This is a genomic window from Bradyrhizobium sp. AZCC 2230 (assembly GCF_036924495.1).
In the GTDB taxonomy this organism is placed as follows: Bacteria; Pseudomonadota; Alphaproteobacteria; order Rhizobiales; family Xanthobacteraceae; genus Bradyrhizobium; species Bradyrhizobium rifense.
The window spans coordinates 6,840,014-6,853,375 of sequence record NZ_JAZHRS010000001.1 but is presented as its reverse complement, the minus strand read 5'-3'; the positions used below and the strand labels follow the sequence as shown (position 1 = coordinate 6,853,375).

General features: G+C 66.2%; 10 protein-coding genes. 5 read left to right on the top strand and 5 right to left on the bottom strand.

All coding sequences use genetic code 11. The features are described 5' to 3' along the window. Window positions 1–36: 36 nt before the first annotated feature. Window positions 37–423 (bottom strand): nuclear transport factor 2 family protein, encoded by a 387-nt coding sequence (locus tag V1280_RS32710; protein WP_334534235.1) that lies wholly within the window; start codon window positions 421–423, stop codon window positions 37–39. 218 nt (window positions 424–641) lie between these two features. Here V1280_RS32710 and V1280_RS32705 point away from each other — a divergent pair, with 218 nt between their 5' ends. The 4 genes from V1280_RS32705 to V1280_RS32690 all read left to right on the top strand — a co-directional run bounded on the left by V1280_RS32705 (window position 642) and on the right by V1280_RS32690 (window position 7,092). Next, window positions 642–1,241 carry a PadR family transcriptional regulator gene (locus V1280_RS32705; RefSeq protein ID WP_334534232.1) on the top strand — a complete coding sequence of 200 codons (600 nt, stop codon included), beginning with the start codon at window positions 642–644 and terminating at the stop codon, window positions 1,239–1,241. Between the two features lie 328 nt (window positions 1,242–1,569). Next, window positions 1,570–5,079, top strand: a complete 3,510-nt coding sequence (locus V1280_RS32700) for a hypothetical protein (protein ID WP_334534229.1) — start codon at window positions 1,570–1,572, stop codon at window positions 5,077–5,079. A gap of 328 nt (window positions 5,080–5,407) precedes the next feature. Then, window positions 5,408–6,325, top strand: a complete 918-nt coding sequence (locus V1280_RS32695) for a sulfite exporter TauE/SafE family protein (protein WP_334534227.1) — start codon at window positions 5,408–5,410, stop codon at window positions 6,323–6,325. Beyond that, window positions 6,322–7,092: a TIGR02186 family protein gene (locus tag V1280_RS32690; protein ID WP_334534224.1), complete on the top strand. Its 771-nt coding sequence runs from the start codon at window positions 6,322–6,324 to the stop codon at window positions 7,090–7,092. The genes V1280_RS32695 and V1280_RS32690 overlap by 4 nt, the downstream gene beginning before the upstream one ends. Before the next feature lie 104 nt (window positions 7,093–7,196). Here the strand turns inward: V1280_RS32690 and V1280_RS32685 are convergent, their stop codons facing one another. Both V1280_RS32685 and V1280_RS32680 read right to left on the bottom strand, forming a co-directional pair. Next, window positions 7,197–7,970 carry an MBL fold metallo-hydrolase gene (locus V1280_RS32685; RefSeq protein WP_334534221.1) on the bottom strand — a complete coding sequence of 258 codons (774 nt, stop codon included), beginning with the start codon at window positions 7,968–7,970 and terminating at the stop codon, window positions 7,197–7,199. Between the two features lie 14 nt (window positions 7,971–7,984). Next, window positions 7,985–8,893 carry a DMT family transporter gene (locus V1280_RS32680; RefSeq protein WP_334534218.1) on the bottom strand — a complete coding sequence of 303 codons (909 nt, stop codon included), beginning with the start codon at window positions 8,891–8,893 and terminating at the stop codon, window positions 7,985–7,987. A gap of 99 nt (window positions 8,894–8,992) precedes the next feature. On the opposite strand from V1280_RS32680, the gene V1280_RS32675 reads away from it, so the two are divergent. After that, entirely contained in the window at window positions 8,993–9,853 is an 861-nt protein-coding gene (locus tag V1280_RS32675) for a LysR family transcriptional regulator (RefSeq protein ID WP_334534215.1), read from the top strand. A gap of 207 nt (window positions 9,854–10,060) precedes the next feature. Here the strand turns inward: V1280_RS32675 and pdeM are convergent, their stop codons facing one another. Then, window positions 10,061–10,732, bottom strand: coding sequence for a ligase-associated DNA damage response endonuclease PdeM (gene pdeM, locus V1280_RS32670; RefSeq protein WP_334534212.1), 672 nt, complete (start codon window positions 10,730–10,732; stop codon window positions 10,061–10,063). Window positions 10,733–10,785: 53 nt separating this feature from the next. Then, the gene (locus V1280_RS32665) at window positions 10,786–13,362 is read right to left on the bottom strand and encodes a ligase-associated DNA damage response DEXH box helicase (RefSeq protein ID WP_334534209.1); all 2,577 of its coding nucleotides are present in this window, start codon (window positions 13,360–13,362) and stop codon (window positions 10,786–10,788) included.

The following is a 13,362-nucleotide window of genomic DNA, read 5'->3' as shown; positions in this document are numbered from 1 at the left end:
TGGTCTCCCGGCAAGCCTTGAAGTGATGATGCTGAATTATGATTGAGCGGCAGCGAGCTGCTCCGCCATCAGGCGATGCAGCATGTTGATGGCCTTGAGCGGACGCACCATCACCTTGAAATTTGTGATTCGTCCCTCGGCATCGAAGGTAATGATGTCGACGCCGTTGATCTCGATGCCGTCGATGATGGTCTTGAATTCGAGCACGGCGCCATTTGCGCTTCGCCACTCGCCGACATAGCTGAAGCCGGGACCGCCGAGCACCTTCTCGGCGCTGGCGAGATATTTGAAGGTGATGTCGCGCCCGCGCTGCGGCGAATGCACGACGGGACTTTCGAACACGGCGTCAGGATGGAGCAGGTCCCAGAGCGCTTTCGCATCATGGGACTTCATGAAGGCGTACCAGGAGTCGAGGCCGGTCATTGTCAGGTCCCTCCCGTGGATCAAAGGCCTTGAATCAAAGGTTTTGGCAAAAAGCTCGAAAACAACCCCATGCACAGTAGCGAGGAGGTTGATTCCGCTGGGTTTTCTGGTCGGTTTGGAGCACCGGCCTTGGACCACCCCATATGCACATTGACGCATATGCGTCGATGCGCATAAAGTCAAGTCAATTGGTCAAGGTCGAGAACAGGAGGCCAGTCATGGCGCTGGGCGACGCGATCCTCGCATGCCTGACGGAACGTCCGATGACGGGTTACGAACTCGCCAAGACGTTCGACTCTTCGATCGGCTTTTTCTGGAAGGCCGACCACCAGCAGATCTATCGCGAGCTCTCCAAGCTGCGCGACCGCGGCTACATCCAGGGCCGTGAGGTCGTGCAATCAGGCAAGCCCAATAAACTCATCTATACCCTCACTCCGGAAGGACGAACAGCGCTGCGGCACTGGGCCGCGCGACCGAGCACCCCTCCCTCGATCAAGGACGACCTGCTGATCCGGCTGCATGCGCTGGACAGCATCGACATCGAGCCCATCCGCACCGATCTGATGGACCGCCTGGAGCATCACCGCGACCGGCACGAGAATTACGAGCGGATCCTGAAGAAGCGTTTTCCCGAAGGGACGGCATCCGGCGTGCTCGACCTCGGCAATCTGCTGCTGCTCCGCCTCGGCGCGCGGCACGAGCAGATGGTGGCCGATTTCTGCGAGGAAGCGCTCGAGGCGCTGTCGGCGATGAGCGGCAAGGATAAGGGGACCGGCACGGTGGTACCGCTGGACGACAGCAAGCGCGAGAAAGGCTAGGGCTGGGTGCGCACCGGCTGCGCCAAGCACTCCCTGTCATCGCCCGGCTTGACCGGGCGATCCAGTACTCCGAGACGGCGCGGCTAGAACCGAGGTGCCGCGGCGTACTGGATGCCCCGCCTTCGCGGGGCATGACACCCGGTGAGGTTCCCGGCGCCCAACTTTAAGACACCGGCGACGCATTCCTTAACCCGTTATTTACCGTAACAGGAAAAAGTCGGTTTTCGAGGCAGACGACCCGCGCCAAATCCGATTGTCTTAACAACCGGCACGTGTGGGGAGACTGGAGGCGCCGGGTGGGGCGCCGGAGTCGGAACCGGACAGAGTCATGAATTCGCGCGTATCGTGGAGTGTTGACGGTATCGATCCATCCGTCAGGGAGCGGGCCGAAGCTGCTGCGCGTCGTGCCGGCATGTCACTCAACGATTGGCTGAACTCCACGCTCGGCGAGACTGCCCCGTCGAACTTTCGCGGGCCTTACGACCCACGCCAAGATCAACGTCAGGATCAGCGTCCCGATCCGCGTGCTCAGCAGATGCCAATCCAGGCACCGAGTCAGGAAAGCCGCGAAGTCGCCGACATCCATCAGCGGCTCGACGCGATCACCCAGCAGATCGAACGGATTTCAAAGCCCGCAGCACCGCGCCAGGACCCTTCACGACAGGACGCTTCACGGCCGGACGTCTCGCGCGAGCAGGGCGTCGCCCGCCAGCTCAACGACGCGATCTCGCGGCTCGATGCCCGCCTGTCGCAAATCTCGCGCCCCCAGCAGCCGCAGCCTCAAGCGCAGCAGCCTCAGCCGCCGCGACCGGCGCCGGTGGAGACGCGTCAGCGCCAGGCCGATGCGGTCGAGCGCGCCGCCGCGCAAGTCTATCGAAGCTCACCTCCCCTGAGCCCCGCGTCGTTCGATGTCGCCGTCGCCGAGATCACCGCACGGCAGAGCGAGCTCGACGGCTTTGCGCCGCGTCAGCTGCCGCCGCGCGCCGCGCCGTCGATCGCGCCCTCGGCCGCTCCCTATGCTCCCCCGATGGCGCCGCCTGCGCCTGCCTATGCTCCGCCGCCACCGCAGCCGGGGCCCGACTTCTCGTCGCTCGAACGCCATCTGCTCAAGATCACGAGCCAGATCGAGTCGCTGCAGCGTCCCGACAATACCGAGCAGGCGATCAACGGCTTCCGCGCCGAGCTCGCCGAGATCCGCAACGCCATCACCGAGGCGATGCCGCGCCGCGCGATCGAATCGATCGAGAACGAGATCCGCTCGCTGCACCGTCGCATCGACGAGACCCGCTCCAACGGCACCGACGGCCAGGTGCTGTCAGGCATCGAGCGCGCGCTCGCCGACATCAAGCAGGTGCTGCGCACGCTGACGCCGGCCGAGCAGCTCACCGGCTATGACGAGGCGATCCGCAATCTCGGCGCCAAGCTCGATCTGATCCTGCGCGCCAATGACGACCCCTCGACCGTGCGCCAGCTCGAAGGCGCGATCTCGGCATTGCGCGGCATCGTCTCGAACGTCGCCTCCAACGAAGCGCTGGCACGACTCTCCGAGGACGTGCAGCTGTTGTCGTCCAAGGTCGACCAGGTCAATCGCTCCTCGGACCGCGGCGACAGCTTTGCCGTGCTGGAGCAGCGCATCGCCGCCCTCACCTCCGCGCTGGAAACGCGCGAGCGGCCGCAACCGGCCGAGAGCACCGAACATCTGGAAAGCGCGATCCGCGCGCTGTCCGACCGTTTCGACCGCATGTCGGTCGGCAACGATTCGGCCTCGACCTTCACTCACCTCGAGCAGCGGGTCTCCTATCTGCTGGAGCGGATCGAGAGCAATTCCGATTCGCGCGGCGGCAATTTGAGCCGTGTCGAGGACGGGCTGCACGACATCCTACGGCACCTCGAGCGGCAGCAGGCGACCTATTCTGCGCTCGCCGAGAGCCGAAGCTCGGCGCCGGCTCCCGATTCCGGAATGGTCGATCTCGTCAAGCGCGAGCTGTCCGACATCCGCTACAGCCACGCCGAAACCAACCGCAGCACACAGGATTCGCTGGAGGCCGTGCACAACACGCTCGGCCATGTCGTCGATCGTCTCTCGATGATCGAGGGCGATCTGCGCGCAGTACGTACCGCGCCGCCGGCCCCCGCGCCGATGCCGATGGCTGCGCCCTTGCAGATGACGGCACCGGCGGAGCCGGCGCCGATGGCGCGCGAGCAGCAACAGCCCCAGCAGCCGAAATACGATCCGAAGCCCGAGCTGCAGAATCCCGCCGCCGCGCAACATCCACACTCCACCTTCGTCGCCGCGCCGCGTGAATTCCATGCTGCCACGCCCGCTGCACCGCCGCCGGTGCCGACGGCGCCGGTTCCGCCGCGCGCGATCAGCGAAATCCTCGAGCCGCACACGGCGCCCGCCCGCGCCGCGATCGCGCCCGAACTGCCGCCGGATCATCCGCTCGAGCCCGGCACGCGTCCGAACGGCCGCCACGCCACGCCGTCCGAGCGCATTGCCGCGTCCGAGAGCGCGATCAGCGAAATCCCCGCTGCTCCGAAGGAGCCGGTGTCGTCGTCGAGCTTCATCGCGGCCGCGCGCCGCGCCGCGCAAGCTGCCGCCGCGCAGCCGCCGGAGAAGCCCGCTCGCGGCGTCAAGGCCGCGATCGCGGCCCGCGTCAAGGACAAGGGCAAAGGACAAGGTCAAGCACAGGGTCAGGCACAGGCACAGCAGGGCGCCTCGACCATCACCTCGAAGATCCGCTCGCTGCTGGTCGGCGCGAGCGTCGTCGTGATCGTGCTCGGCACCTTCAAGATGGCGATGAATCTGCTCGAAGGCGGCAGCACGCAGCCGGCACCGCAGGCGATGGAGAATTCCAGCGAGCCCGCGCCACAGGCCCCGCCGCCGGTCGAGATCAAGCCCGCCGCGCCCGAGCAGGTCACGCCGTCGATGACCTCGCCGACGCCGATCGGCAAGCAGTCCCAAAACAATGCCGCGCCGGCTGCAACGAACCCCGGTGGAACGGCCTCGGTCGAAATTCCGCCCGCTCCCGCCGTGGCGCCACCCGCGCCCTCCAGCGACGTCACCGGCGCACTGTCGGGCCCGGGCCGCGCGCGGATCGGCGTCGTCCAGGTGCCGCCGAGCGAGAAGCTGCCTGACGGCATCGCTGGCCCGAACCTGCGCGCCGCCGCGATGAAGGGCGATGCGACCGCGGCCTACGAGATCGGCGTGCGCTTTGCCGAGGGAAAGGGCGTGGCCGCGAATTACGACGAAGCGGCGAAGTGGTACGATCGCGCGGCGCAAGCCGGCGTGGTGCCCGCGACCTTCCGCCTCGGCACGCTCTACGAAAAGGGCCTGGGCGTGAAGAAGGACGCCGACATCGCCCGCCGCTACTACACGCAGGCCGCCGAGCGCGGCAACGCCAAGGCGATGCACAATCTCGCGGTGCTCGACGCCGACGGCGGCGGACGCGGCGCCAACTACAAGAGCGCGGCGCAGTGGTTCCGCAAAGCGGCCGACCGCGGCGTCGCCGACAGCCAGTTCAACCTCGGCATCCTCTATGCCCGCGGCATCGGCGTCGAACAGAACCTCGCCGAGTCCTACAAATGGTTCTCCCTCGCGGCCGGACAAGGCGACGCGGACGCGGCGACCAAGCGCGACGACGTCGCCAAGCGCCTCGACCCGCAATCGCTCGCCGCCGCCAAGCTCGCGATCCAGACTTTCAGCGCCGAGCCGCAGCCCGACGACGCCGTCAACGTCCCGGCCCCCGCCGGCGGCTGGGACGGTGGCTCGCAGGCGAGCACAAAGCCGGCACCAAAGCCGGTGGTGAGCAAGAAGTCGGCGTCGGCGGCGCATTAAGCTCGATGAGATTGGGCCCGGCGCCCACCTCTCCCCAGCGGGGAGAGGTCGGATCGCCCTTGCGATCCGGGTGAGGGGCCGCGGCGCTCACTGAGACTGTAACCCCTCACCCGGATCGCATCTTCGATGCGTTCCGACCTCTCCCTTCGGGAGAGGTGGACCGAGGCCCCGGCTCGCATCGGTTCAAACCAGACCAAGCGCGCTCCCATTCACCACGCCCCAAATTTCCCGGTCCCGCCCCGCGCCAAATTCCGCTAATGAAGGGCGCGGCATGCCCTTCCTGCGAGCGCTCCGCGAAATCGATCCGTCTCGCCGGAGCGTGGGTCCGATGCAGCTCTACCTTCCGATCGCCGATCTTCCGGTCAACGTATTCCTGGTGCTGGCGATGGGCGCGGCCGTCGGCTTCGTCTCCGGCATGTTCGGGATCGGCGGCGGCTTCCTGATGACGCCGCTGTTGATCTTCATCGGCATCACGCCCGCGGTCGCGGTTGCCTCCGTCGCGAGCCATATCGCGGCCTCGTCGTTTTCCGGGGCGCTGACCTATTGGCGGCGGCGCGCGATCGATCCGGCGCTGGCGAGCGTGTTGTTGTGCGGCGGCGTCACCGGAACGGCGCTGGGCGTGTGGACCTTCACGCAGCTCCGTGCGCTCGGCCAGCTCGATCTGATGATCGCGCTCTCCTACGTGGTGCTGCTCACCACGGTCGGCAGCCTGATGTTCTCCGAAGGCCTGCGCGCATTGATGCGGACCCGGCACGGCGCGGTTCCGCCACGGCGAACGCACAACTGGATTCATGGCCTGCCGCTGAAGATGCGGTTCAAGCGCTCGAAGATCTATCTGTCGGTCATCCCCGTGGTGATCATCGGCATCGTGATCGGCTTCATCGGCGCGGTCATGGGCATCGGCGGCGGCTTCATCCTGGTGCCGATCATGATCTATATCCTGAGGGTGCCGACCTCAACGGTGATCGGGACCTCGATGGTGCTGACGCTGGTCACCATGCTGTTCGCGACCTTGCTGCACGCGGTGACCAATCACCTCGTCGACGCCGTGCTGGCGCTGATCCTGATGGTCGGCGGCGTCACCGGTGCGCAATTCGGCGCCCGTGCCGGCCAGAAGATTCGCGGCGAGCAGCTACGGCTGTTGCTCGGCTTGCTGATCCTCTCCGTCGGTGTCCGCTTCGCGGTCGAGCTGGTGATCCGGCCCGAAGACCTCTTCACCATCCGTGAGCTCGGGGTGAGCGGATGATGCGGACGCTCGCTGCGGCTCTGTTCTTTCTGCTGCTCGGCGGGTCCGCGCGGGCCGAGCGGCTGATCGTGTCGGTCTCCAACCATCGCGTCACGGTGACGCCAAACTATTCCGGCGAGGAGCTGGTGCTGTTCGGCTCGGTGGAGAAGGACGCCGCCACGCCCGCCGACCGCACGGCCTACGACCTCGTGGTCACCGTGATGGGCTCGCGCGCCGACATGGTGACGCGGCGCAAGGAGCGCACCTTCGGCATCTGGATCAACACCGACTACCGGCAGTTCCTGCAGGTGCCGAGCTATCTGGCGCTGTTCGCCAATCGCCCGTTCGACCGCATCACCTCGCCAGAGATCGCGCGGCGGCAGCAGATCGGGCTCAACAACGTGCTGCTGACCCAGCGCGTCGGCGGCGATTACGCCGACGTGGTGCCGAACGATGCGTTCCGCTCCGCCTTCATCCGCCTGCGCACCCAGCGCGGGCTCTATCGCGAGGATGCAAGCGCAGTGACGTTCCTGACGCCGACGCTGTTCCGCACCGGCATTCCGCTGCCGGCGGAGGTGCCGATCGGCACCTATGAGGTCGAGATCAAGCTGTTCGCGAATGGCGCCTTCATCGGCAAGACCGAGACCGCGTTCGAGATCGTCAAGGTCGGATTCGAGCAGTTCGTGGCCAACACCGCGCGGCAGAACGGGCTGGTGTACGGACTCGTGACGGCGGCGATGGCGCTGATGACGGGGTGGATGGCGTCGATTGTGTTCAGGAAAGATTAGCTTCCGTCATTGCGAGCGCAGCGAAGCAATCCAGAGTGCCTCTACGGCGACAGTCTGGATTGCTTCGTCGCAAGGGCTCCTCGCAATGACGGCTGGGGAGACAGCTACGGCGCCTCCACCACCGTCGGCACGCCGGGCTCCAGCAACCGCAACCGTGTCCCGAAGCCGAGCACATCAAAGGTCTTGCGCAGATCCTCGCTGTTCTGGCGGAAATGCGCCCAGCCTTCGGTATGCAGGGGCACGATCATCGCGTCGGGGAAAGCGCGCGCGGTCTCGATGGTGTCGTTGGTGTCCATGGTGAGATGGAACGGTCCGCGGGTTTGCGCGGCCCCCGCAAAAGGCAGCACCACGCCGCATTTGAAACGGCGCGCAACCTCGGCGACGCCGTCGAACCAGGTGGTATCGCCGCTGATATAGACCGCGCTCGTGTCCTTGCGGCTCGACTGCACCACGAAGCCGATGACATCGCCCGACAGCGGCTCGATGCCGGCCGGGCCGTGACGCGCCGGCGTCGCGGTGATGGTCAGCGTGTTGCCGTCGTCGTCCTTCAGATGCGCGGTCGCCCAGGGCGCGAGGCCCTCGACATGGCCGCCGAGACGCTTGGCACCGGCTTCCGTGGTGAGTGCGCGCGGTGCTTTGAGCAGATAGTCACGACCGGAATTGTCGAGATTGTCCGAATGCTGGTCGTGGCTGAGCAGCACGGCATCGATCGGGCCGATCGCATCGGCCTTCACCGCGGGACCGATGGTCTTCTCCAGCTTCACATGCGGCAGTTGATAAGCGCCGGGCGCATCGAACGTGGGATCGGTGAGCAGGCGAAAGCCGTCGATCTCGATCAGCGCGGTGGGGCCGCCGATCAGGGTGATGGAAACAGGCATGAAGGGAACTCCTCTTACACGACCGGCTTTGCGGGGCGCGTCACCAGGTAAATGCCGAGCGCCACCGGAATGATCCCCAGCAGGTCGCGCGCTTCGACGTGTTCGCCGAGCACGAGATACGCGAACAGCATGCCGAGCGGCGGCATCAGGAAATGATAGGCGCTGGCAGCGGTCGCGCCACACACTTTCAGGAGATGAAACCAGAGCCAGTAGGCCAGGATCGAGCCGCCGAGCACGAGGAAGGCGAAGGCGCCGATCAGGCTCGGGGTGACATCGACCGCGTGGATGTCGGCAAAAGTCAGCGCGACCGGCGTCAGCACGATGCCGGCGGCGAGATTCTGCACGCCATTGCCGATCCACAGGGACCCCTTGGGCGCGAGCAGCTTGAACAGGATGGTGCCGGCGACGATGGAGGCGAGCGAGGCCAGCGTGAAGAGGATGCCGTGCAGGCTGTCGGTGCCGACCGAGAGGCGGTGCCAGACGATCAGGGTGACGCCGATGGTGCCTAACAGGAGGCCGCTCGCCTTGCGCCAGGTCATGCCCTCGCCGAGCAGAAGTGCGGCGAGTGCGGCCGTGAACACCGGATTGGCCGAGACGATCAGGCCGCCGAGGCCGGCGGAGACCGATTGCAGGCCGGTGTAGCCGAGCCCGAGATAGAGTGCGTTGTTGGCGATGCCGAGCACGGCAAAGACGGGGACATCGCGCCATGACAACGACCAGTTGCCGCGGATAGAAGTGGCGCCGAGGATCAAAATGCCGGCGAGCGAGAAGCGCGCGGCGAGCAGGATCAACGGCGGACAATGGGTGACGCCGATCTTGCCGGCGACGAAGGCATAGCTCCAGAGCAGACAAAACACACCGATGGCGAGCGGCAAAATGTTGAAGCGGCTGCGGGGGACGGACATCGAGGGGGCGAGGGACATTGGGGGCATTCTCCTGAGCCCTCGATCTATTGAGCCGGCTTGCTATTTGGAAATTAAATGATTAACTCGTGATCAGTGGATTTTCGAATGGAGGCGCCCATGCTCGATCTGGAGCTTTTGCGCAGCTTCGTCTCGGTGGTCGAGGCCGGCGGCTTCACCCGCGCGAGCGAGCGCGTCCACCGCACGCAATCGACCGTCAGCCAGCAAATCAAGCGGCTGGAGGAGGATGTCGGACAGGTGCTGCTGCACCGTGACGGCAAGGACGTGCGTCCGACTGAAGCGGGCGAACGCCTGCTCTCCTATGCGCGGCGGCTGCTTACGCTTGCGGAAGAAGCCCGCGACGTGCTGCGCGACGAAGGCGAAGGCGCGATCCGGCTCGGCATCCCCGAGGATTTTGCCGCCTATCGTCTTGCGAAACTGCTGGGTGCGTTCTCACGCTCGCATCCGAACCTGCGCCTCGACGTGCGCGCCGACCAGAGCAAGAATCTGTCCCACGATCTCGAACGCGGCGAGCTCGACCTTGCGCTGTTCAAGCGCGAGGCCGGCGCGAAGGGCGGGATCGCGGTGTGGCCGGAGGAGGTGCACTGGGTCACCAGCAAGAGTCATCCGGTCGATGTCAACGTATCCTCGGTGCCGCTGATCGGATTTCCGCTCGGCTGCCTCTACCGCGCCGGCGCGATCCATGCGCTGGAAAGCGCCGGCCGCGCCTGGCACATGTCCTATTCGTCATCGAGCCTCGCCGGCATCCAGGCCGCGGTCGCCGCCGGCATGGGCCTGAGCATTCTGTCGGAGATGTCGATCCAGGCCGATCACCGCGTGCTGACGGCGAGGGACGGCTTTGCGCCGATCAACCGGACGGAGGTGGCGCTGATGGCCGCGCCAAACGCCAGCTCCGCGACGCTGCGGCTGGCGGATCGGCTCGCGGAGTTTTGCGAGACCGTGCAGGCGAAGGCGGCGTGATGATGCTTGCCCGCCTCTCCCGCTTGCGGGAGAGGCCGACGCGCTCGCAGAGCGCGGCGGGTGAGGGCTCTCGCCACGCAGGGACATCCTCCGCAATCCGCGACAATCCCGACGCGGAAACACCCCCACCCCCGCCCTCCCCCGCAAGCGGGAGAGGGAGTGCAGTTGGGCGCGTGGCAAGAGCAGTCAGCCCAAATGGAGTGCGCCTTAGTAACACCGCGACGCGGCGATCGCGTGGACGCGGCGGTCGCCGAGCAGATGCGCGACAAAGCCGTTCTTCGGAAAGATTTTTGCGAATGCGGCGTCGCGGATGCTGAGGCCACCGGTATAGGCGCCAAAGGCCGGCATCACGGCGCGCATGCCGTCGCTGGCGAAACAACGACGCTCCATCGAACGGCCGCGCGCCGAGACGCGCGCCTTGGGATGGAGATGGCCGGCAATCTCGCCATGCGCCCCGGTCGGCTCGTGGCGGAAGGTGATTGGGCCGATCGCGACTTCATCGGCGATGGTGCCGCCGAGATCGCGCGGCAGCTGGGAATCGTGATTGCCCGAGATCCAGATCCAGTCGCGGCCGGTCTGAAGCGCTGCGACGGCGTCGCGGTCGTCCGCGGACAGACGCTCATGCGCGGAGCGATCGTGAAAACTGTCGCCGAGCGCGATGACGATTTTTGGGTTGTGGCGGGAGATGACAGCAGCGAGCCGGCTGAGCGTCGCCAGCGTGTCGTAGGGCGGCAGCAGCACGCCGCGCGTGGCGAAGCTGGAACCTTTTTCCAGATGCAGGTCGGAAACGACGAGCAGGCGCTGGTCCTCCCAGAACAGCGCGCCGGAGAGATCGGCTGCAAAAGTCACATCGGTAATGGTGACCCTGGAAACGCGCATGTCCTCGACATCCTCTGAAACCAGCGCGCCAGTCGTCACGTCAAAACCTGCTCTTATCCCATCGCCTCTTTGACCAGCTCGTCGGCGGCCTCCGCCAGCAGCTCGTCACCAGCTTCGCCATAAACTGACTCGCGGCCGATTTCCAGCATCACGGGGACGGCAAGCGGGGAGACGTGGTCGAGTTCCCGGTGGGTGATGCGGCCCTGGATGCGCTCGAGCATGCTGCCGAGTCGGCGCAGATCGAGCAGGCCGGTGGCGGCATCGGCGCGCGCGGCGCGCAGCAGCACGTGATCGGCCTGATGCTTGCGCAGCACGTCGTAGACGAGGTCGGTCGAGAACAGCACCTGGCGGCGGCTTTTCTCCTCGCCGGTGTGGCGGCGCGCGATCAGGCCGGAGATGATCGCACAATTGCGGAAGGTGCGCTTCATCAGCGCGGATTCCGCGAGCCAGGCCTCGAGGTCGTCGCCGAGCATGTCAGGGTCGAACAGGGCGTTGAGATCGAGCTTGCCGTTGCGGATCATGAACGACAAGTCGCCGAGCCCCCAGATCGCCACCGCATATTCGTTGGCGACGAAGCCGAGGGGCCGGGCGCGGGCGCGCTCCAGGCGGCGTGTCAGCAGCATGCCGAGCGTCTGGTGCGCGAGGCGTCCCTCGAAGGGGTAGCAGACGATGTAATGCTTGTTGGCCCGCGGAAAGCTTTCCACCAGCAGCTCGCGCACCGCGGGCACGCGCGAGACATCCTTTTGCAGCAACAGCCAATCGCGCACCTGATCCGGCAAGCCCTTCCAGGCGCGCCCGTCGTCGAGCAAGCGGCGGACACGCTCGGCGAGATAGGTCGAGAGCGGAAACTTGCCGCCCATATAGGACGGCACTTTCGGATCCTTGTCGTTGGCGCGCGAGACATAGACCTGGTCCTCGACCAGGGTCTCGTAGCGGACGACTTCGCCGCTGAACACGAAGGTGTCGCCCGGGCTCAGGCCCTCGATGAAGGCCTCCTCGATCTCGCCGAGCAACCGGCCGCCGCGCGCGATCACGCCGGTCGAGCCGCCTGCTCTTCCTTGACCGCCGCCGCGCGAGCGCACCAGCCGCACCTTCAGCATGTCGTCCTCGACGATGGTGCCAACATTCATCCGGTAGCTCTGCCGCACTCTTGGATTGGCGACGCGCCAGCGGCCCTGCTTGTCCTGCTTGATGCGCGCGAAGCGCTCATAGGTTTTTAGCGCGTAGCCGCCGGAAGCGACGAAGTCGACAATGTCATCGAAATCCTGCCGCGTGAGATCGGCGTAGGGCGCGGCGGTCCGCACTTCGTCGTAAAGCTCGTCGCTCAAGAATGGCTCGCCGCAGGCGCAGCCGAGCACGTGCTGGGCCAGCACGTCGAGCGCGCCAATGCGCAGCGGCGGCGTATCCTGCGCGTTCTCGGCAATGGCGTCGATGGCGACGCGGCATTCCAGCACCTCGAAACGGTTGGCCGGAACCAGCACGGCGCGCGAGGCCTCGTCGAGGCGGTGGTTGGCGCGGCCGATGCGCTGCATCAGGCGCGACGAGCCCTTGGGCGCGCCGATATTGACGACGAGGTCGACGTCGCCCCAGTCGACGCCGAGGTCGAGCGAGGAGGTGCAGACCACGCCGCGCAATTTACCCGCCGACATGGCATCCTCGACCTTGCGCCGTTGCGCGACGTCGAGCGAGCCGTGATGCAAGGCGATGGCGAGGTTGTCGTCGTTCATGCTCCAGAGATTCTGGAACAGCATCTCGGCCTGGCTGCGGGTGTTGACGAAGACCAGCGTGGTCTTGTTCGCCTTGATCAGCTGGTAGATTTCGGGGAGCGCGTGGCGCGCGCTGTGACCGGCCCAGGGCAGCCGCTCGCTTGTATCCAGCATTTCGACCTGCGGCGGGGCCGCGCCGCCGGCGATGACGATGTCGGCGGAGCAGGCTTTGTCTTTCGGTTGCGGCACCAGGAAGCGGGCCAGCGATTCCGGCTCGGCGACCGTCGCCGACAGGCCGATCGCGCGCATCTGCGGCGCCAGCCGCCACAACCGCGCGAGGCCAAGCGACAAGAGATCGCCGCGCTTCGACATCACCAGCGCATGCAGTTCGTCGAGCACGATGCGTTTCAAGGAGGAGAACAGGAATGGCGCGTCATCGGAGGACAGCAACAGCGCGAGCTGCTCCGGTGTCGTCAGCAGAATGTCCGGCGGATAACGCCGCTGGCGCTGGCGCCGCGACACCGGGGTATCGCCGGTGCGGGTCTCGATCCTGATCGGCAGACCCATCTCGGCGACAGGCCGCTCCAGATTGCGCGCGATATCGACGGCGAGCGCTTTCAGCGGCGAGATGTAGAGCGTGTGCAGGCCGGCGCTGCGTTGCACGGCACGTCCGGTGGAGACCACGGATTTGGCGGGAGAGGTCGGCGCGGCACTCAGTTCCACCAGTGTCGGCAGAAATCCCGCCAGCGTCTTGCCGGCGCCGGTCGGCGCGATCAGCAGAGCCGAACGATCCTCGCGTACCTTCTCCAGCAGCGCGAGCTGATGCTCGCGCGGCGACCAGAAGCGGGCCGAAAACCACGCCTGGAAGCGGTCGGGCAGCAGCGCGGCCGGCTCGGCCGATATTTTGAGGATGCGGGGCGGCAC